This window comes from Ligilactobacillus salitolerans (assembly GCF_003864415.1).
Classification (GTDB): domain Bacteria; phylum Bacillota; class Bacilli; order Lactobacillales; family Lactobacillaceae; genus Ligilactobacillus; species Ligilactobacillus salitolerans.
In genome coordinates, this window is sequence record NZ_BFFP01000004.1 from 24,671 (window position 1) to 46,203 (window position 21,533).

The 21,533-nt window shown below is 43.5% G+C and carries 20 protein-coding genes; all 20 read right to left on the reverse strand.

Features of this window, described 5'->3' with window-relative positions:
* Positions 1 to 62 precede the first annotated feature (62 nt).
* Entirely contained in the window at positions 63 to 2,573 is a 2,511-nt protein-coding gene (gene recD2 / locus LFYK43_RS01910) for an SF1B family DNA helicase RecD2 (protein WP_124974879.1), read from the reverse strand.
* Positions 2,574 to 2,578: 5 nt separating this feature from the next.
* On the reverse strand, positions 2,579 to 3,247 hold the full coding sequence (locus tag LFYK43_RS01915) for a tetratricopeptide repeat protein (RefSeq protein ID WP_229717886.1): 669 nt from the start codon (positions 3,245 to 3,247) through the stop codon (positions 2,579 to 2,581).
* Between the two features lie 31 nt (positions 3,248 to 3,278).
* Complete coding sequence (locus LFYK43_RS01920; protein ID WP_124974881.1) at positions 3,279 to 3,935, reverse strand: histidine phosphatase family protein; 657 nt, start codon at positions 3,933 to 3,935, stop codon at positions 3,279 to 3,281.
* A 130-nt stretch (positions 3,936 to 4,065) separates the two neighbouring features.
* Complete coding sequence (gene mnmA, locus LFYK43_RS01925) at positions 4,066 to 5,193, reverse strand: tRNA 2-thiouridine(34) synthase MnmA (protein WP_124974883.1); 1,128 nt, start codon at positions 5,191 to 5,193, stop codon at positions 4,066 to 4,068.
* Between the two features lie 175 nt (positions 5,194 to 5,368).
* Positions 5,369 to 5,710 (reverse strand): cysteine desulfurase, encoded by a 342-nt coding sequence (locus LFYK43_RS01930; protein ID WP_124974884.1) that lies wholly within the window; start codon positions 5,708 to 5,710, stop codon positions 5,369 to 5,371.
* A gap of 22 nt (positions 5,711 to 5,732) precedes the next feature.
* On the reverse strand, positions 5,733 to 6,875 hold the full coding sequence (locus LFYK43_RS01935; RefSeq protein ID WP_124974886.1) for a cysteine desulfurase family protein: 1,143 nt from the start codon (positions 6,873 to 6,875) through the stop codon (positions 5,733 to 5,735).
* 119 nt (positions 6,876 to 6,994) lie between these two features.
* Entirely contained in the window at positions 6,995 to 7,678 is a 684-nt protein-coding gene (locus tag LFYK43_RS01940) for a 5'-methylthioadenosine/adenosylhomocysteine nucleosidase (protein WP_124974888.1), read from the reverse strand.
* 65 nt (positions 7,679 to 7,743) lie between these two features.
* Positions 7,744 to 8,052: a hypothetical protein gene (locus tag LFYK43_RS01945; protein ID WP_124974890.1), complete on the reverse strand. Its 309-nt coding sequence runs from the start codon at positions 8,050 to 8,052 to the stop codon at positions 7,744 to 7,746.
* Between the two features lie 3 nt (positions 8,053 to 8,055).
* Positions 8,056 to 8,601 (reverse strand): NUDIX hydrolase, encoded by a 546-nt coding sequence (locus tag LFYK43_RS01950; protein WP_124974892.1) that lies wholly within the window; start codon positions 8,599 to 8,601, stop codon positions 8,056 to 8,058.
* 23 nt (positions 8,602 to 8,624) lie between these two features.
* The gene (gene dapF, locus LFYK43_RS01955) at positions 8,625 to 9,620 is read right to left on the reverse strand and encodes a diaminopimelate epimerase (RefSeq protein ID WP_124974894.1); all 996 of its coding nucleotides are present in this window, start codon (positions 9,618 to 9,620) and stop codon (positions 8,625 to 8,627) included.
* A gap of 217 nt (positions 9,621 to 9,837) precedes the next feature.
* Complete coding sequence (gene ileS, locus LFYK43_RS01960) at positions 9,838 to 12,633, reverse strand: isoleucine--tRNA ligase (RefSeq protein WP_124974896.1); 2,796 nt, start codon at positions 12,631 to 12,633, stop codon at positions 9,838 to 9,840.
* Positions 12,634 to 13,012: 379 nt separating this feature from the next.
* Positions 13,013 to 13,756: a DivIVA domain-containing protein gene (locus tag LFYK43_RS01965; protein WP_124974898.1), complete on the reverse strand. Its 744-nt coding sequence runs from the start codon at positions 13,754 to 13,756 to the stop codon at positions 13,013 to 13,015.
* 32 nt (positions 13,757 to 13,788) lie between these two features.
* Complete coding sequence (locus LFYK43_RS01970; protein ID WP_124974900.1) at positions 13,789 to 14,580, reverse strand: YlmH family RNA-binding protein; 792 nt, start codon at positions 14,578 to 14,580, stop codon at positions 13,789 to 13,791.
* Positions 14,581 to 14,582: 2 nt separating this feature from the next.
* Positions 14,583 to 14,849, reverse strand: a complete 267-nt coding sequence (locus tag LFYK43_RS01975) for a YggT family protein (protein ID WP_124974902.1) — start codon at positions 14,847 to 14,849, stop codon at positions 14,583 to 14,585.
* A 12-nt stretch (positions 14,850 to 14,861) separates the two neighbouring features.
* The gene (locus tag LFYK43_RS01980; RefSeq protein WP_124974904.1) at positions 14,862 to 15,284 is read right to left on the reverse strand and encodes a cell division protein SepF; all 423 of its coding nucleotides are present in this window, start codon (positions 15,282 to 15,284) and stop codon (positions 14,862 to 14,864) included.
* Between the two features lie 39 nt (positions 15,285 to 15,323).
* Positions 15,324 to 16,571, reverse strand: coding sequence for a cell division protein FtsZ (gene ftsZ / locus LFYK43_RS01985; protein ID WP_124974906.1), 1,248 nt, complete (start codon positions 16,569 to 16,571; stop codon positions 15,324 to 15,326).
* A gap of 28 nt (positions 16,572 to 16,599) precedes the next feature.
* Positions 16,600 to 17,955: a cell division protein FtsA gene (gene ftsA, locus LFYK43_RS01990; RefSeq protein ID WP_124975030.1), complete on the reverse strand. Its 1,356-nt coding sequence runs from the start codon at positions 17,953 to 17,955 to the stop codon at positions 16,600 to 16,602.
* Between the two features lie 113 nt (positions 17,956 to 18,068).
* The gene (locus tag LFYK43_RS01995) at positions 18,069 to 18,926 is read right to left on the reverse strand and encodes a cell division protein FtsQ/DivIB (protein ID WP_124974908.1); all 858 of its coding nucleotides are present in this window, start codon (positions 18,924 to 18,926) and stop codon (positions 18,069 to 18,071) included.
* Between the two features lie 66 nt (positions 18,927 to 18,992).
* Positions 18,993 to 20,084, reverse strand: coding sequence for an undecaprenyldiphospho-muramoylpentapeptide beta-N-acetylglucosaminyltransferase (murG, locus tag LFYK43_RS02000; RefSeq protein ID WP_124974910.1), 1,092 nt, complete (start codon positions 20,082 to 20,084; stop codon positions 18,993 to 18,995).
* 5 nt (positions 20,085 to 20,089) lie between these two features.
* Positions 20,090 to 21,463, reverse strand: a complete 1,374-nt coding sequence (murD, locus tag LFYK43_RS02005) for a UDP-N-acetylmuramoyl-L-alanine--D-glutamate ligase (protein WP_124974912.1) — start codon at positions 21,461 to 21,463, stop codon at positions 20,090 to 20,092.
* Positions 21,464 to 21,533: the final 70 nt, after the last annotated feature.

The window sequence follows — 21,533 nt, forward strand, 5'->3', positions numbered from 1 at the left end:
CCACACGGATCTGACAGCATTTTCGTGAGGTTAAAGCTCCTTATTTTGTGTTATACAAATATTTAGTGCATAAAATCACGGGGAGAAATACCATTCATCCCGATCATCGGATCGATCTTTTGATTTGCGATCAGTGAAAGTGTCAAACGATAGCTGTTTTTAAAGTCTGCTTGAACTGCATCTGGATCTGAGTTCTGCACACCAGCTGCTGCTTTTTCATTGGTCTTTTGTTCAAACTGCAGTTTCTCAGGCGTTGCCAGCTGATTATTTGGGACAGTTTCATCTTGCTTGTCGCTTTCTTGCTGACCAAGCGTGTTGACCAGCCGTTCTTTCAGTGAAGTCAGCCGATTATGCGAGACCTTCAAGACACTTTGTCTAAAAGCATCCAAATCTCCAACTAAAATCAGTTTTGACTTGGCGCGTGTCACTGCAGTGTATAGCAAGTTTCTGGCGAACATGCGAGAAAATTGTTTCACCATGGGCAAGATCACGATCGGAAATTCACCACCCTGGGATTTATGGATCGACAAACAATATGCCAAGGTCAGATTATTCCAATCCTTTTTTCCGATTTCAACTTCAGTTTGTTCAAAGGCAACCGTGATCGAATCTGCTGCCTTCTCTTTTTGTTCGCCAATGTCAATTGCAACAATTTTACCGATATCACCATTGTAAATGTTTTTCTCCGGATCATTGACGAGCTGCAAAACACGATCACCGATCCTAAAAATCTGTCCGTTAACTTCAATTTCCTTTTGATGTGTGTTCGTTTTAGGGTTCATGATATTTTGCAGCAGTTGATTTAAATTATCAATGCCGGCCGGGCCGCGATACATTGGTGCTAGGACTTGGATCTTTTCTTCACTGTTGCCTTTACGCAATGCCACTTTGATAACTTGTGCGATCACCTGTGGGACTTGGGCAGTGGAACAAGGAATAAAGGAACGATCCCCTTGCTGTTCAGCAAAATTAGCGGGTAACTGACCGGCATTGATCGCATGCGCCAAGGAAACTATGGTTGAAAATTCACCCTGTCGGTAAATCTTAGTTAGTTCTTTTTTGGGTAAAACGTTACTCTGCAGCATATCAGCAAAAACTTGCCCTGGTCCAACTGAAGGCAGTTGATGACGGTCACCGACAAAAATCACCTGCATCCCGGCAGGAATACTTTTGAGCAGAATTTTCATCAAATCAGTATCCACCATCGATGTTTCATCAATGATCAACAAAGTCCCATCCAATTCATCGATTTCATCAGGGAGTTCATCATCATGACCATTGATCCCCAGCAGCCGATGGATCGTGCTAGCTGGCAATCCCGTCATTTCGCTCATTCTTTTAGCGGCTCGCCCAGTCGGCGCTGCCAATAAAATCGGTAAATGTTTATCCTCTAAGTCAATATCATTTTCATAAGCATACAGCGCGACAATACCGTTAATAATAGTTGTTTTCCCGGTTCCTGGTCCGCCAGTCAAAAGAAAGACCTGGGTGCTTAAAGCTTGAATGATCGCCTCTTTTTGTGTCTCATCGTACTCGATACCCATTCGCTGCTCAATTTTGGCAAGATCTGTTGCGAGTTTTTCAGGTTCTTCTGTCGTGTCTTCATCTTCATTAGACGAAATTATTCGTTCTAATTCAGTCGCGATCTCCCATTCTCCGTAAAAATATTTCTTCAAATAAAAGTTATGGTCCTCTAGGGCCAACTTGCGCGCATTAACTAACTTGATCAACTCATCAGCTATTTGATCGACCGTTATTTTCTGGTTCTGTCCGGCTTGGAGCAGCTGCTGGGTCTGCTGCAGCAATATTTTGCCCGGTATATAAGTATTACCTTCAGAGGCGCTGAACTCGTATAAAACCTGAAAAATTGCTCCGCGTAAACGTCCGGGAGCGTCCGCCGCAAATCCAAGCTGACGAGCAATTTGATCAGCACGATAAAAACCGATCCCATTAATATGGATCGACAGTTGATAAGGATCCTCATGCAGAGTCTTTAAAGTATCTTCTTGAAAAAAACCGTAGATCCTAGCAGCCATGTTACTGGAAAATCCCAGACTATTGAGGCCAACAATGATTTGTTCCATTCCCTGATCAGCCTGAAGGTTAGTTTTTAAAACTTCCTGTTGCTGTTCTTTTAAACCCAATTTTGAAATTTGGGACGGATCTTTCAACAAGATATTGAGCGCATCATCTCCCAAAATATCGACGATCCGTTCAGCTGTTTTCTGACCGATCCCTGGAAACTGACTGCTCGACAGGTATGTTACCAAGCCGGCCTTTGAAGTTGGCATTTCTGTTTGATAGTTTGCGGCTTGAAATTGCTGACCATACTTAGGGTGGTGCACAACTTGACCCGAAAAACGATAAAGGGTCTCCTCACGGATCTCCGCGAAACTTCCAGTCACCGTGATCGTTTTTTCAGCCCAATTGAAATTATTTTCCTTAACTGTCACCAACAAAACTTTATAGAAATTCGTGGAAGACTGAAAGAAAATTTGAGCGACTCGCCCGACAAGATAGAATTCCCCCTGCATCTGACGATCATCAAGCAATTCCAAATTTTGTTGTACCATACAATTTACTCCCTTGGATCCTGGCGGTCTTTGATCAGTGTTGCGATATCATCCAGCCTTTCCTTATTTTGCCGGTAAAACTTCGGGTCAGTCTGTTTGACTTGTTGGAAGAAACGGCTGCCATCCTCGCCTAAAGCCAATGCAACTATCCCCCGCTGAAAATTGACGCGGACGTTGGCTGGATCCTTAGCTAAAGATTTATCATAGTAATTTTGTGCGTTTTTAAAGTCTCCAAGCGCTAAAAAGCAATCACCTAACAGGGCAGATGGACTCGGATCCGCCGGCCGCTTTTCGCTGACTGTCAGTGCATAAGCCAAGGCTTGCTGATATTGCTGCTGGGCATAGTAGCTCTGAGCTAGCATCATCAACGAATCCAAGCGCAGTTTTTGATCTGTCACTAAATCAAATTGTTGGACTGCTTGCGTGTACATACCAGCGGAGTAGTAGACATTTCCCAAACCATAATGCAGAATATTTTGTTTGGCGGGCTCTTTTTCAAAAACATTGAGTCCCTTTAAAAAAAGCTCTTCCGCCTGTTGAAAGCTTTGCATTTCTGTTAACATACTGCCCAAATCATAGTATCTTCGAGGTTCATAAGGATCGTCGTCCAGAGCTTTGATCATTTTCTGGACGATTTGTTGATTTTTTTTCTGTTGTGCATTTCTTAATCCCACTTCTAACTTCTCCTAACTTGACGCTCAAAAATCACACCGTATCATTTTTAGTTAGTTTTCTTGATAGATAATCCGTTTTGTTCCATTCCAAGCACTTAAAATGAGCTCCCTTGTCAGTTGTAGACAAAATAGTTGTACTGGTATTGGTCAACCCGCCCCGTTTACGGATCCTTTCCAGGGGAACTCCCTGCAAATGACGGATCTCAGCACATAAGGCAGCCCCGTGAGAAACAATGATCACATTTTCTTGCGGGTAACGACGGCAAATTTCTAAGATCTTAGGGGTCATTCTAGCAAACAATTCTTGAAAAGATTCCGCTTCAATTTTCGTTGGATCATATCGTTCAGGAAAATGCCTAAAACTTTCTAATTCTTCCGGGTATTGAGCTTGAACATCCTCAAAAAGCATTCCTTCCATTTTACCTAAATTGAATTCGGCAAAAGCTTCATCAGCAACAATATTAAGTGGTTGATCTAACTTAGTTTCTAAAGTTTGCGCGGTCACGCGGGCACGTCTAATAGGACTAGTATAAATTTTTGCAAAACGATATTGATTTAAAAAAGACGCCAGTTCTCCAATTTCACGAATACTTTCAGGCAATAAAGGTGAATCACCATGAGCCCCTTGATAACGCCCCTCTAAATTCCATTGCGTACGTCCATGTCTTACAAAAAATAATTTTGTCATATTTTCCCGTCCTTTATTAGGATAATGATTTAATTATCTCACAAACACTGCAAAAAAGAAAAAGTTTGAACAAAACTTAAAATCCATTAAAAAAAGAAGAAAGCGTATCATTTCGCTTTCTTCTCAGTTATTAGACATACTGCAATTCTTTTTCTTGCTGATAAGCATGATCGATCGTGCCGCTGCCTAAACATTCTTCCCCTTCATAAAAGACAACTTCTTGTCCAGGGGTGATTGCGCGTACGGGACGATCAAACTCAACAGTAACATGACTGCGATCGGGATTAAGATGAACTGTCACACCCTCGTCTTTTTGCCGGTAACGGAACTTAGCAGTACAGTGAAAGTCTAAACCATATTCCTCGATCGGAGCAATAAAGTTTAGTTTCGTTGCATCTAAAGATGTGGCGTACAAATGTTCATTTTCGTATCCTTGACCAACGATCAACTCATTTTTTGCTAAGTTTTTGCCCACAACAAACCATGGGTCATTGCTTTGCCCATCCCCGCCGATACCAAGGCCGCGCCTTTGACCGATCGTATAATTCATCAGTCCATAGTGATCTCCTTTGATCTCACCATCTAACGTGACCATCTTACCCGGCTGAGCAGGGAGAAACTCGCTCAAAAATTGCCGAAAATTGCGTTCGCCGATAAAACAGATCCCGGTTGAGTCCTTTTTCTTGGCAGTTGCCAAACCAGCCTCAGCTGCGATCCTTCTAACTTCGGACTTTTGCATTCCGCCAATGGGAAACATCACTTTTTCTAGCTGTTTTTGGCTCAATTGACTCAAAAAGTAGGTTTGGTCCTTATTATCATCGGCTCCGCGCAAGAGATGGATGGTTCCATCTTCATCCTTGCCAATTTGCGCATAGTGTCCCATCGCAACGTAATCAGCGTCAATTTCCATTGCATAATCCAAGAAGGCCTTGAACTTAACTTCCTTGTTGCACATCACATCTGGATTGGGAGTCCGACCGTTCCGGTACTCATCCAAAAAGTAGGTAAAGACCCGATCCCAATATTCTTTCTCGAAGTTAACTGAATAGTAAGGGATCCCGATCTGACTAGCTACTTTAGCTACATCTTGATAATCTTCGGTTGCCGTACAAACTCCGCTGTCGTTTGTATCGTCCCAATTCTTCATGAAAACTCCAACAACATCATAACCCTGCTGCTTTAAAAGATAGGCACAGACTGATGAATCAACTCCGCCGCTCATCCCTACCACAACACGCGTCTGGCTATGGTCTGTCATTTAAATCACCATCATTCATTTAGATTCTGAATCTATACGATTTGAAGGTCGTTTTATTCAGTAAATTTAAGTGTAGCATAAAAGCTTTACTTTTAAAAGGTAACCATCTGCTTGGCCTCAGCCTAACAGTCCCCGTGGACAACCTTGGCACTGATCACCCAGCTTTGCTTGCCAACTAGACTAAAGTGATAATATTTCTTTCCTGCAGATCATGCAACAAATAACCCAGCTGCTCTGATTGAGCTTTAATATCACCCGTTTTAAAAATGTTGACCTCTTTTAAACCGTTCGCGGTCGTAGTCGACATTTTGAATTTTTTCAAATCTGCATCAACGACAATTTTTAATTTTAAGGAAACATTAGCAGAAACATTGGGATCCAAAGCTCTTTCCAGTTGAAACTTGCCGGCTTTCTTCTCCCTAAAACCTGCGTCCCTTAAAGCATATTTCTTTAGACCAGCCGCTAAGCTGTATTCATTCGTGTCTCCTAAGATCCGATTCTTTTCTGTTGCTGCCATACTGATACTCTCCCCTTACTGTCTATTTTTTGATGATCTCTGTTAAGATTTGAATCAAATCGGCAATATCTTCACTAGTTGTATATGCTCCGAAACTAAACCGTAAAGACTCGCTGACCCTCGGATCATTGGGACCAAACATTGCAGTTAACACATGTGAAGGTTCCAACGATCCGGCCGTGCAAGCAGATCCCGCTGAGGCTGAGATCCCTTTTAAGTCAAGGTTAGTCAGCAAAACCGCAGCTTTTTGGTTTTTAAACCAGATATTGATCACATGCGGTAATTCGCCGTCCGCAATTTTTCCATTGACCTCAAACTCGATCCCGTTATCTTGCAGACCGCTGGTTAACTGCTGCTTAAACCCATAATACCGTTCTCTATGTTCTGCTTTGACCGCAGCAGGATTGAGTTCAATCGCTTTGGTAAAACCAGCAATTGCAGGAATGTTTTCTGTTCCCGCTCGCCGTTTTAATTCTTGGTCTCCACCTTTAAGAAGAGGTTCAAAGTTGCGCTCAGAACGCCGGTACAAAAAACCGCTCATCTTCGGACCATTCAGTTTATGGGCAGATGTTGACAATAAGTCGATCTGATCGGCCTGAACATCGATGTCCAATAAGCCGTAAGCCTGAACCGCATCGGTATGGAACCAGGCGTTAGAATCTGCCACGATCGCCCCGATCTCGTGGATCGGCATTTTCGCACCGACTTCATTATTGCCCATCATGATCGACACTAGGATCGTATCATCTCTAAGGGCGTGCTTTAAATCCGCCAGACTGATCTGACCATTCTCATCAACCGGCAGATAAGTGACCTCAAAACCCTGTTCTTCTAAGAAATGCATTGGTTTTAAGACAGCCTCGTGTTCAACACTTGTTGTGATCAGATGCCTGCCTTCATCTTTTCTGGCTAGAGCAGTACCAACGATTGCTGTATTATCGCTTTCTGTCCCCCCGCTGGTAAAGATGATCTCATTATCATTATTTGCATTGATCGAGTCTGCGATCACATGTCTGCTTTGGTCCAATATCGTACGAGCTTGCCTGCCATAATAATTTGTAGCAGAAGCATTGCCAAACGTTGTTTTCATGACCTTGCTCATCTCGTCGATCACAGCTGGAGCCATTGGCGTTGTGCCCGCATTATCAAGATAGATATGCTTCAATTTTCTTTACACCTTTCATACAATTACAAACCGGTCCAAACAGGAGCTATTGGATAATTGTTGGCTGACTTTTTTCTTCCAACTAATCACTGCCTGACCTATTTAAATACCTCACAAAACTAAGCTAGCAAATTCAAGATCATTTGCGCCGAGCGGCGGCCAGCTTCAATGACAAATTCATCAAAACTCTGCCCCGCGTTTTCGTCACCAACGTCAGACATTGCCCGAATTACAACGTATGGACAGTTAAACTGGTAGGCGGTTTGCGCAACAGCCGCCCCTTCCATTTCACAGCACAAAGCTGTCGGGTATATTTTCTTGATGCGTGCAATTTCTTGCTGATCAGCAACAAACTGATCACCAGACACGATCAAGCCTTTTTTTGTTTCAAGCCCTGTTTTAACAGCTGCTTGCTCGATCTGTGCTAGTAAATTTTGATCTGCAGGATAAACCTGCGGTTGCTGTGGCAGCTGTCCCAACTTATAACCAAAAGCAGTCGCATCCGCATCATGATAGGCTGCGCCTGTTGAAAGTACTAAGTCGCCCACGCGAAGACCCGCGCCGATCCCGCCGGCAGAACCCGAATTGATCACTGCATCTACTTTAAAGTCCACGATCAATAAAGCCGTAGTGATGGCAGCTTGCACCTTGCCAATTCCGGAGCGGACTAGCACAACTGGCTGTCCGTTGATTTGACCCGTGTAAAAATCAATGCCGCCAATGTTAGTTTGATTCATGTCGGTCAAATTAACCAACAATTCCTTAATTTCCTCTTCCATTGCACAAATAATTCCATACTTCATTAACTTTGTCTTCCTCTTTTCTACTCCAGATTTGTCTTTTGTTCTCTCTTTAATAACAAATCCTTTTAAAAATTAATAAACCTCATGACCAAAAATACCGCAATGATCAATAAGACCAGTACCAAAATAATTTTATCAAGCCGTTTTTGCAGCCGTTTTTGTTTTTCATCATTTTGTAAGTTCTCATATTTCTCTTTAGAGGCACGACGAGAGAGCGGTTCACTGTTCCCGTCAGCACTCTCAGACTGAAATTCCGCCTGCTGAGGTTCTTTGGGGTTAACCTGGTCTCGCTTTTTTCTGCTGAATAGTCTCAGCCACTTGCTAGTTGCGGCTTGCTTGGGTTTGCTTCTGCGCAGCTTTTCTTTATCATCCATAGGTTATTGCTCCATTAATTGCCAGAATAAGACTGCCATGATCGTTTTAGCGTCGCAGATCTCACCGCGTTCGATAGCAGCATTGATTTCTGAACGCGATAAGGCAACAATTTCAAGCAGTTCGTCTTTATCCTGAGGCAGCTCCTTTTTCACGGGAGTTAAGTTGCTGGCATGATAAAGATACATTTTTTCATCTGAAAAACCTGGTGAACTAAAAAAGGTCGATAATAATTCATAGTTTTCGGCGTGATAACGCGTCTCCTCGTTCATTTCTCGTTGTGCAGTCTTAAGCGGTTCTCCCTGTTCGTTTGCCTCGATCTTACCTGCCGGAACTTCAAGGGTAACTTGTCGCAACGGTTCGCGCCATTGCCTGATAAAAATCATTTTATCTGCAGCGGTGATGGCGACAACGGCAACCGCTCCAGGGTGCTTAACGATTTCTCTTTTCGCCGGCCGACCATCGGGCAGTTCAACAGTTTCCAAATCTAAATCGACGACATGCCCGTGGTAAATGTGCTTAACAGCTTTTACTTTTTCTTCAAAATCCATAAATTACCTGCTCCTCTGCTAAATCATTTATTCGTTTGCTCAACAGCAGCCGCAAAACCGAGATATGCAGCCTGCTCACCGCTATCTTGCCAAACCAGCGAAGCAAAATTTCCCTGCATTGCTTCTTTTAGATTCAAAGTTACTTCAGCAACAAATGTTGCATTTCCGATCAAGGAGATCCAGTACTCGCCATTTTCTCGCTGATGGACCACGGTTTTAACCATTCCCCCAGGATTATTGACCCTCAGTTCTTTTTCAAGACCGCGTTGTCCTAAAACCTGCATCACATACAGTAAACTTGAAGCACTCATTGCAGTTCCGCATGCATTCGTCAGACCAACTCCACGTTCGTATGTCCGCACAAATATTTCATTTTCAGCTAAGATCTCAACAAAACTGACGTTGACCCCGTCAGGAAAATAAGGGTTAGCACTGTTCAAGCGTGCACCAAGTTCAACAAGCTGATCTCCTGCCAGGGTCGCATGATCAACAAATGCGATCAAATGCGGATTAGGGACTGCTACAGCCGAAAACTTGAGGCTTGGCGACAACTCTGGAATAATTGTATCCTGCAATTCAGCATGATCAAGATGCATTCCGATATCTGCTGCCTGGAAACTGACCGGCGAAATTTCGACATCGAAAGCCGGTACTTGATCAGCAAATTGTTTTGCGCCTTTAACTTGCAAATTAGCCTGCATTGTCTCAACTTGAAAGGTCTCATCATTTGTCAGGCTATTTTTTTCAGCAAGGTAACGTGCTACCGTCCGCAAACCATTCCCGCACATACTTGCTTCACTGCCATCAGCATTGATCACCCGCATCCGTGCCAGGGCGCCCTTGTTAGATTTAGTGACCAGGAGCAGCCCATCGGCACCTCCAGTGGTACCTTTTTTACGGTCGCACATCTGCTGGGCGAGTGTTCTGATTTCTTTTTCATTTAACGGTTCGCTGAGTTTCGTCTGATCCAATAAGAAAAAGTCGTTGCCAGAACCGTGTACTTTTAAAAGTTTTACCATAATTAAATTACCTCTTCGTTGGTAAATTTTATTGTGAAGCATCCAAGATCCAGAATTTTAGGACTCCCGGTACACTCAAATATTCAAAAAGACTGCCTCTATCGAGTAGACTATCAGCTTTTATCATAGCAAATTTTTGCCGTCTCTGCGAAAAAAAATACTCAAAAAACCAAGCAAGAATTGGTGCATCTTGCTTGGTCCCAGAATTTTACTAAATTTATTCTAAACCTTCTTGAATTGCTTCAGGATAATTTTCTGTGACGATCGTGGTACAACTTTGACATAGTTGCGGGAAACGCTCGTCTTGCCCAATATCTTGTTTGATCATCCGGCAGCGTGGACATACTTCGCCTTGGGCGTGAGTAACCTGAACAGCAACTTTGTCAAACTTATGCGCTGTTTTTGGCGCCTCATCCAAAGCATGGATGTGCAGGTCAGAAACGATCAACAATTGACGCACATTAGCATGCAGCTCATCTAAAAGCGCTGCAACACTATCTGTCACATACAGATCAACTTGGGCTTCGAAAGATTTACCGATCAGCTTCTGATCACGTGCTTCTTCCAAAACTTTAAAGACATCTGAGCGGACCTTCATAAAGTCATGCCAGCGTGACAAGAGCTTTTCTTCCCCATCATGGTATTCAACACTTGGCATCTCAGCTAATTGAACGAATTCCTCAGGTTCCTGCAAAAATTCCCAGATCTCTTCGGTCGTATGCGGGATGATCGGTGTTAACAATTTAGTCAAGCGTACCGCAACATCATAGAGAACAGTTTGCATTGAACGACGCTTATGACTATCAGCGGCTTCGATATAAACCACATCTTTAGCAACATCTAGATAAAAGGCAGACAGCTCAGTTGAAATAAAGTTGATCAAGCGCTTATAGATGTCCATAAAATCATAATTGGCATAATCATCCAAAATCTGCTTGGTAAAGTGATTGATCTCAACTTCCATGTACTGATCGATTGCTTCCAACTCATTATAAGCAACCCGGTCTTTACTTGGATCAAAATCAGTTGTGTTAGCCAGCAAGAAACGAATCGTGTTGCGCACCTTCCGATAACTTTCAGAGATCTGCTTAAAGCTTTCCATTGAGACCCGGACATCAGCAGAAGAATCAACACTGGCAGCCCACAAGCGAATGATCTCAGCGCCCATCTGTTTGATAACTTTTTCTGGTACGATCGTATTGCCTAAAGATTTACTCATCTTACGGCCTTTGCCATCCAAGGTGAATCCTTGCGAGAGCACCTGCTTATATGGTGCCTGACCTGAAAAAGCAACGCTCGTGATCAAACTAGAGTTAAACCAGCCACGGTATTGATCAGAACCTTCTAAATACATATCAGCTGGATAGGTCAGATAATCACGATCGGCTAAAACACCCTGGTGTGAAGAACCAGAATCAAACCAAACATCCATGATATCAGTCTCTTTCGTGAATGTACCATTTGGTGAATGCTCACTGGTAAAGCCTTCTGGCAAAAGATCCTTGGTTTCTCTTTCGAACCAAACGTTTGAACCATGTTCAGCTACTAATTGGGCAACATGCTCAATCGTCTCAGGGGTCATGATCGGCTCACCGTCCTCACCATAGAAAATCGGCAACGGTACACCCCAGACGCGTTGACGGGAAATGACCCAATCGCCGCGATCTCGAATCATATTGTGCAGCCGTTTTTGCCCCCAATCAGGGAAGAATTTTACACCATCGATTTGGTCTAAGATCTGGTCCCTGATTTTGTCAACAGAAGCGAACCACTGCGGTGTCGCTCTGAAAATGATCGGCTTCTTGGTCCGCCAGTCAAATGGATAACTATGTTCATAATCCACTTCTTTCAATAAAAGACCAGCTTGTTCAAGTTTATCCAAAGAAATTTTGTTAGCATCTTCATAGAAGACACCGGCAAAATCAGCGCCTGCCTCATCAGTCAGATAACCCTTGTCATCAACAGGCACAAAGATATCCAACCCATATTGCCGGCCAACATTAAAGTCATCTTCACCAAAGCCGGGAGCTGTATGAACTAAACCAGTCCCAGCGTCTAATGTTACAAAATCACCCAGCATCGTCACTAGCTTGCGCTCAGGATAAAATGGATGTTGTGCCAATACATTTTCTAACTGGGCACCTTTAACAGTTTTCAAAACTTTGACATTTTTCCAACCGAAAAGCTCAGCGTTGTTTGCAACTAATTCCGCGGCCAAGACGTACTTCTTGTCAGAACCTTCCGGCAAGACAACAGCATAATCAAAATTGGCGTCGATCGTGATCCCTTCAGAGCCAGGGATCGTCCAAGGTGTAGTAGTCCAGACAACCATGTATGTGTCCCCTTCATCCAAGACACCTTGGCCATCAACCACTTGTTCACCATAAAAGGCAGAAGGAGAAGTCACATCATGATACTCAACTTCAGCTTCAGCCAAAGCAGATTCAGATGACCAAGACCAAAAGACTGGCTTCTTACCCTTATAAATCAGGCCTTTCTCAGCCATCTTACCAAAGACACGGATCTCATGCGCTTCAAATGAAGGGTCCAAGGTCACATATGGGTGATCCCATTCTCCCGTAACGCCCAAGCGTTTAAAGTCTTCCCTTTGTTTATCAACCTGCTCTAAAGCAAATTCACGGCATTTTTCCCGAAATTCAGCAACCGACAAAGTTTTACGGTCAACACCGGCTTTTTTGAGCTGCTGTTCAATTGGCAAACCATGAGTATCCCAACCTGGAACATAAGGTGCCCGAAAGCCCATCATCGACTTCGAACGGACGATAAAGTCCTTTGAGATCTTGTTTAATGCATGGCCCATATGGATGTTTCCGTTCGCATACGGAGGTCCGTCATGCAAAATAAAACTCGGTTTAGCTTCGTTTAATTTTTGCCGTTTTTCATAAACTTTATTTTCCTCCCAGACTTGCTGACGCTCTGCCTCCCGGACAGGAAGGTTGCCGCGCATTGGAAATTTAGTTTTCCCAAGATTTAATGTATCTTTGACTCTCATATGACCTGCTCCTCTTTGATTTTTAAGTTCCTGCTTACCAATAAATTACTAGACAGAGTACTATTTTCTCTGCCAAAACAGCCCGGACTAGCCGTAGAAAACTAATTCAAAAAATGAATTTTCCAAAAGAAAAGAACCCCGCCCCCAAAGGGACGAAGTTCTCGTGTTACCACCCAAATTCGATACAGCAAAAAGCGGTATCCTCTTGCATCCGTTAACGGGTATGAACCGGTCAAATCCAGCGATAGTTGCCTATGTACTTTAGGACCCAACAAATCTTTCAGGGGATGATAAACATTCAGCTCACAAGCATCGACCTTGCACCAACCATCGACTCGCTTAGCCGTTTACTGAAATTCTTGTTCTCCTGACGATGCTTTTATGCATCAGTTTCTTCATTATCTGAATCAACAGCAAAATGCTGACCTGCATCTTCAACCGTTGCATCAGGGAAAATAACCACTGTATCGTCGTTATCGACGTCGGATTCTTGTGCTTCGGTGTATTCATTTGCAGCATTTTGTTCGTCCGTTGTTTCTTTTGATTGTACTTCTTCATCTGCTTTTCTGTCAAGTTCCTCTTCGTGGCGCAGAGCATCCTGAATTTCTTCATAGCTGCTGGTCTCGCCTTGCTTCAAGATATCATCCCACTCAGATCCTTTAACCACCTCAAGTTGAGACTCCATCATGACCTGCAATTTTTGCCTAAAGATCCGTGCCTGCTTGCGCAAGCCATCAGTTTCAATGGCTAATTGTGTGGCTTTACGTGAGGCTTGGTCAATGATATGCCGTGCTTTCTCATTGGCCTGATCGATCGCATCCTGACCTTCTTTTTGTGCTTCGCGCTGGATGATATCAGCTTCGCGCTGCGAGTTAGCTTTAACTTTATCAGCAGCTTCCTGAGCAACAATGATCGATTGATTCAAGGAATCTTTCAGGTCGTTAAAATATTTCAATTTTTCATTACTTTGTTCCAAGCTGGCAGTTAATTTTTCATTCTCCTGCAAGGTCATCTCATAGTCTTTAATAATTTGATCTAAGAAATCATTTACCTCATCTTGGTCATAGCCATGAAATTTTGTATGAAATTCTTTATTATGAATATCCAAAGGGGTCAATGTCATTGACCTACACCTCCTACATTAAATTCAAGTTTCTACTTTTTCAAAATTGCTGCACTGATTTTAAGTTTTCCTTTTTTGGATAGACCAAATTGTTCGTTTAATTTGATCCTGCCATAGCCGCGAACAGATAAAATATCATAGTCCGCTAATTCATAATCTGGTTTCTCCAGCAAAGCCCAGTTCAAGTGGACCTTATGCGCGCGAATCAGCTCTTTGGCATGCTTACGAGACAGCCCGTAAAAATGTGAGACTAAAGCATCGGCACGCAAACTCGCAACTGTATCATTGACTTCTTCCCACTCGCTGATCTGATTAACCGCCTCTGTAAGGTCTTTTTGGACCAGTCGGACTTTGACTCGGCCGATCCGTGTCACTTGCTCTTGCAAGAAAGGAACCAGCGGAGCTTCGAGGGCGAATTGCCAGCGGGTAGAATCCGTAATGATATCACCTAAAACTTCCCGTTGGATCCCGCTGTTAACTAAGGTCCCCAAGATACTGCCATGTGACAAAACCGCAAACTTTTGCGGGTATTCAATTTCCATCAACACCAGCTGGTAATCCTCGAGCGTTGGTGTGTAGTAAGTCGGAAAAAATAACGCACGCTTGCGTTCGGCAGTCGTCACACCGCCAAAGCTTTTCAGCTTGACCTCATCGTGAGTATTAACTAGAGTCTGGGCGATAAATAGCTCGCGTGGATTGAGAAAATGTGACAAAACAGGCCGATATTCGTTTTCAGCTTGGTTGATCAAATCATTAAGCTCATCGATCACTGGTGCCTCATCCGAACGAAAATGCTGGTAAATTAATGCGTTCACTGCTGTCATGATCAAAATACCCCAAGTCCGAGGATCGCCAAAAGATACATCAAACCACGTTCGACTAATTCCAGAACGATCAATGCGACCCAAGGAGCAAAACTGATCCCAAAAATTGGAGGGATGAAGTTAAACAAGCTCAGGTACGGCTCGCAGATCCGGCCTAAAAACCCGCCAAAACTAGTCTGATAAGCGCCTGGAAACCAAGACATCAGAACATAAACTAAAATTGCCAGCGAATAAAGCTGGAATAAACCACTTATTATATACAAAAGCACCTTGAAAACTCCTTAAAAATCAGTCTGACGCGAATTTTCTGTAATGTCGCCTTCCACAGTAAAATCGTGCGGCGTGCATAAAAAGATAGCTTCACCAATGCGAGAAATCTCACCATCGATTGCAAAAGTAACTCCTGAGAGAAAATCAACGACTCGACGCGCTTGCTGATTATCCATTTTTTGAAAATTAACAACTACCGCCTCACCCGACAACAAACGGGATGCGATCGCTTTAACATCTGAAAAAATACCAGGTTCAAACAACATGATCTTTTTGGGGATCACTTCCCCGTTTTTTCCGTTGCGAATCGACATGACACGGCTTTTTTGCGGTCGATAAGCGCCGTCATCTTGCCCTTGCTCTTGATAATCAGTCTCGTTTTCCGATTCATCATAACCGCCAAACCAATTATTGATTTTATCGCCGATCGACATTACTTTCCCCTCCTTTGCGTCATATCACTTCGTGAAGTATTAACGCCGACGATGACGTAAGAAAGGCGGTGTATTCAACCCATCGTCATCGCCATTGTCAGAAGAATTGTCGCTGTCAGCTGAATCTGAGCCGAAAACATTGAAGTCTTTCTTCTCAATGTTCTTAAATTCATTTTCCCGTGAATCCTGTGAAACCTTACGATCTCCATTGATTTCACGATTTAAATCCCAATCACCCAAAGGATCAGGACGTGAAGTTGAATCTGGCTGATCTGTTGTCCTCTTGCGCTCATTCTGAGCTTGTTTTCTGGCAGCAGATTGCGCCTTCTTCTTATCGATCCCCGTAGCGATGACTGTCACGATCACACTATCATCAAGATTTTCGTTGATCGAAGTCCCAAAGATAATATTAACATCACTAGTTGCAGCTTGTGCCACAATATCAGAGGCTGCTTGTGCTTCAAACAAGCTTAAATCTGGACCGCCCGTAATGTTTAACAAGACCTGCTCTGCTCCATCGATCGAAACCTCCAGCAACGGTGATGAAATTGCTTTTTTTGTTGCTTCTTCAGTCCGATTTTCACCATTGGCAGTCCCGATCCCCATTAAAGCAGAACCTTGGTCTTGCATAACGGTTTTAACATCCGCAAAGTCCAAGTTGACATATCCTGGAGAAGTGATCAGATCAGAGATACCTTGGACACCTTGACGCAAGACATTATCAGCTTCCTGAAATGCTTCGAGCATCGGTGTCTTCTTATCAACGATCTCCAAGAGCCGGTTATTGGCAATGATCACTAAAGTGTCGACGTGTTCCTTAAGTTTAGCAACACCCTCTGCGGCATAACGAGCACGTTTAGGCCCTTCAAATGTAAAGGGACGAGTCACAACGCCAACCGTCAAAGCACCCTGTTCCTTGGCAATTTTAGCGATAATTGGAGCAGCCCCGGTACCAGTTCCGCCACCCATACCGGCAGTGACAAAGACCATGTCTGAACCTTGTAAGCTTTCAGCAATTGCTTCTTCACTTTCCTGACCGGCCTTATTACCAACGTCAGGATTAGCACCTGCGCCTAAACCTTTAGTTAATTTCGGTCCTAATTGGATCTTAGTTTCAGCTTGAGAATTCTTCAGTGCCTGAACGTCGGTGTTGGCAACGATAAATTCAACACCTTGGACGTCATCTTCGATCATCCGGTTGATCGCATTACCGCCGGCACCGCCGACTCCGATCACCTTGATCGTTGCTCCCATGCTATTTTCATTTGCATCCATTGAAAATTCCATCTTTGTACCCTCCTATGTTGGTGACCCCTTAGTCAAAGAAATTGTCAAACATATGCTTAAATTTATAGCCAAAGCCACTTTCTTCATTGTGGTCATTGCCTGCTTTTGCTTGATTTTCTTTAACATTTTTCTTTGGCTTCTTAACTGGTTTTTGTTCCGTTTGGGGCTTAGTTGTTGTGCGCTGACTTGATGAAACATGACGGACCGCATTAGCAGAACCTAAGGTTTGTTTAACGATCAGTTCAATTTCACTTTGTTTAGTTGCATATTCTACCAAACCGATCACTTGAGTGAAAGAAGGGATCCGCAAATTAATTTCTTGTGGAATATAAACTTTAACCTGAACTTGAAAAATTTCTTCTGCTAACTCAGCAATTCCTGGCAAAGCAGCCATTCCGCCAGTCAATACGACTCCACCCGGAAGTTGGAAAGCATTGATTTGGTTTAAAGCTGCACCCAGCTTTTCAAATATTTGCCTCAACCTGGCTTCAATGATTTCAGCTAAGTATTGTTCAGTAACTTTTTCTGGTTCCTGCTTACCGACAACTTGGACAGGAAATGTTTCCTCGTCAGAAGCCAATGCAGCTTGCGCATAGCCGTAGTTTCTTTTAAGCATCTCAGCGTTTTCGCTAGATGTGTTTAAGACTACAGAAATGTCGCGGGTAACAAAATCTCCACCCTCTTGATCCACATAGGTATACTTCAGTTTATGGTCGTGCATCACCGCAGCAGTGGTTTTCCCACCGCCTAAGTCAACCACGATCGCACCAAAATCCTGTTCACCATCATTCAAAGCGACCTGAGATAAAGCAATCGGTGCGACTACCAGATCTGAAACGTTGAGCCCCGCGCGTTCAACACATTTTTTAGTGTTATGTAAAATTGTTTTTGGACCGGTATACATGACACCCTGCATTTCCATCCGGACTCCAACCATTCCGCGCGGATCCTTAATACCATCAAAACCATCGACAATGAATTCATCAGGCACCACATCGATCACCGTTCGCTCCGGCGGTAAATTCTGGACAAGTGCCGCTTGTGTTACCTGGCGCACATCCTCTTCAGTAATTTCTTTGGCACTGCCATCCTCGTTACTGACAGCAATCATCCCATGACACTGTTCGATCTGCAGCATATTGGCCGGAACTCCGACTGTAACATTAGAAATGTCAATATTTGCACGCTGTTCAGCCTGCTTAACAGCATCTTTGATCGAGGAAACAACCTGATCAATATCAACAATCACACCACGGTTCAAACCAGCTGAACCAGTATTTCCGTAACCAATAATGTTGAGCTGATTTTTTACATACTCTGCGATGATGACTTTGATAGATGTAGTACCAATGTCTAAACCGACGAATATATCAGAATTATTCATCATTCAGCCCCCTAGTTATTTTTAATATTTTATATGACAAAATGCTTATTAAGGAAATTTTACCATAGAAACCGCTACAATGACTACGATTCTGCTAATAAATCACAAAGTTTTTACTTTTTTGGGTATGGATATGAATAAGCACCGACCTCAATATCGACCACACCCGCTTGATCCATACTTGCAGCCATGTTCGGATAATACTTCATTTTTTCCGCAAAAGTCGCAATTTTCGCTAAAACTTGATTCCCGTCATTCATATAAACCCTGATGCGTTGCGGATCGACCTTGCTTGGAAGAGCATGAACCTCCGAAATATTTTGCTTGATCTCTGGCGATAATTTAGCAAATGCCCCTGCGATCTCCTTAAGATCCTTTTGATCTGCGAACGAATAAAAAGTCGGGTATGAGCCAGTTAGCTTGGCCGCAATTTTATTTTCAGTCGTCCCAGCAGAAGTTAAGCGGTAATAAGAAGAGCCCTTCTTCAGGTAGCCAATAGTTGCATATTCTTTGGCTTTGATAGCTATCTTACTACCCTGATACGAAATATCAACCGACTTGACCGCTGGGACCTCCTTTTTGATCCGCTCTTCAATTTGTGAAGTCCGCGGCCAAACAAAGAAAAGAGACTCGTAGTACTTTAAACCGCTAGCTTGCAGGATATCGCCTTGATTGGACTGATGTGCTGTCTGGACATCAACTGAAGTCACACGGCTAATTGGCAAAATACAGTAGAGCGCGATCAAAGTCACCATTGTAAATCCGAGCAAGAGCACCTTTTCGTGCTGCTTTAACCGCTGAGTTCGCTTCTTTTTAGTTTTCGGTAAATTTTTATCATACCGTGGACGAATGATTTTTTTCTTTTTCTCAGTTGCCAGTCTTTTCGCCCTTAACTGCTGTTGTTTTTCCCACGGAGTCAGGGGTGCAGCCGAGCGTTTATTTTTTTTATTTTTGTGCCGCTTACTTTCCATCGGCTGTGCCCCCCTTCCTCAATGAATGATTTGCTCCAAACTGCACTTTTTTAATAAACCCAAGTGTTATTTGGAAATTTGTTCTAAAACAGCCAGCAATTGGTCGGCCGCATCTGGAACACCGGCCTTCTTAGCATTTTCCGCCATTTGCAAGCGATATTGCTGATCACTCATCAGCTTATCAGCCCGCTGGTAAAGCTGGTCGCTAGTGAGTTGGGCTTCAGGAAGCAGCTCTGCCGCTTTGGAATCAACTAAACTCAACGCATTTTTAGTCTGATGATCATTAGTAACATACGGACTTGGGATCAAGATACTTGGGATCCCTAAAGCTGTGATCTCTGCCAGACTCGTTGCTCCTGCTCGACCAACGATCGCCGCAACCTCTGGTAGAATTTGCGGCATGTTCGCAATATACGGCTGGATCACAACGTTAGCTGGCAGGTTTTGTGCGTTTTCTTGTTTGATCAGTTTATCATAATGTGCTCGTCCTGTGACGAAGAGCACCTGATAAGGACGGTCGTTAAATAGCGGCACAGCTTCCAGCGTTGTTTGATTGATTTTTTCAGCACCGCGTGAACCGCCAAAAATTAACAAAGTTGGCAGGGTTGGCTTCAGCCCATACTGGAGAAGGCTGTTGTCAGCCTGAATCCCAGCAACCTGCTGTGCGCGCGGGTTACCGGTAAAAACGACCTTTTCTGCCGGAAAATCCTTTTTGACATCCGGAAAACAGATCCCGATTTTATCCACATAATGACTTAAAAACTTGTTGGTGACACCTGAAACACTATTTTGCTCATGGATCATTGTCGGTATCTTGGATTTGGCTGCGGCATAAACAACTGAACCACAGACATACCCGCCCGTACCAACAACAACATCCGGTTTAAAGTCTTTGATGATTTTTTTAGCATCACGCACGCTCTTTAAAAATAAATAAATCGTTTTAAAATTCTCTAAACTTAGCGACCGCTTAAAGCCCTGGATCTCAACCGTTTTAAAAGGAATGCCAGCATCAGGCACGATCTTGCTTTCTAATCCGCGCTTAGTACCCACATATAAAACTTCAGCGGTCGGGTCTTTTTGCTTCAGTGCCTCGATCAATGCCAAGGCTGGGTATATATGACCACCTGTACCCCCGCCAGATATCAATAACCGCATAATAATTATTCCTCCGTTGCTTTAGTTAGTTTTGCGACAGCCTCAATATACTTATCTCCTCGAACTTCGAATGTCGGCCATTGATCCCAGCTGGCACAAGCTGGCGATAACAAGATCACATCCCCGGGCGCACTCTTTTCATATGCAAGCGGGACCGCTGTCACAGCATCTTTTGTATGAATAATTTCTTTGACCCCAGCTTTTTTTGCAGTCTGGGCAAACTGTTCAGCTGTTTCACCAAAAACCAGCACGGCTTTGACATGTTTTTTAAGCGCCGGGATCAAAGGTTCAAAAGAAAGATGTCGGTCTAAACCGCCTGCCAACAAAATAACCGGTTGCGTAAAACCTTCCAGCGCTTTCTCAGTTGCTTCAATATTTGTGGCTTTGGAATCATTGTAAAAGATCCGTTCTTTGTAGGTCGTCAGATATTGCGTACGATGTTTGACTCCGGAAAAAGTCCGTAAGACTGCAGCGATATGCTCGTTGCTTTGTCCCAGTAATTTAGCCACCGTCAGAGCAGCCAGCGCATTTTCAACATTATGCTCGCCAGGGATCTTGATCTCGTCGGCTGCGATGATCATTTCTCCTTGAAAGTAAAGTTTTCCCTGACGCAAATACGCTCCCTGCTCGATCGTATCAGCTGGTGAGAAAGGCACGATCGTCGCCTGAGAATTTGCACTTGCTTTTCTTGCTTCATGATTATCCCAGTTTACAACAAAATAATCGTCTGCAGTCTGATTTTTAGTAATATTCATTTTTGCCTGAATGTATCTTTCATGGGTCCCATGGAAATCAGTATGTGCTTCATAAATGTTGGTTAAAACTGCTATATGCGGATGGAGGCGAGTGACCCCATTCAGCTGAAAACTGGATAATTCTGTCACGATGACATCATCATTACTTGCTTTTTGGGCAATTAAAGAAACTGGAATACCAATATTTCCTGCTTTGTAGACTTTTTGGAACTTAGGCAATGCCTTTAACATCAAAGAAATCAAAGTGGTGGTAGTGGTTTTCCCATTCGTTCCAGTTACCCCGATCATTGGTGCCTCCGAGACTTCATAGGCCAATTCAGGTTCTGTGATCACTGCCAAATTTAAAGCAAGTGCTCTTTTGACTAAAGGGTTGGAATATGGGATCCCCGGGTTTTTGACCAACAACGTACAACCTTCCAAAAGGTCCAGCGGGTGACTGCCTGTAACTACTTGGATCCCCAAACTGCTCAACTCGCCAACTAGTTGTTCATCTGCCGGCTTTTTAAGATCGTTGATCGTAACCTTTGCACCCAGCCGGTTCAAAAGCCGCGCGGCATTTACTCCGCTTTTGCCTAAACCCAAAACTAAAATCTTTTGTCCTGCATAATCTGTCACGTTCTTCATTGTCCTGACTCCCTTATCTGACACAGGTCCACTGTTGAGTAGCAAGACACCAACGGCTTTCCATCTACCG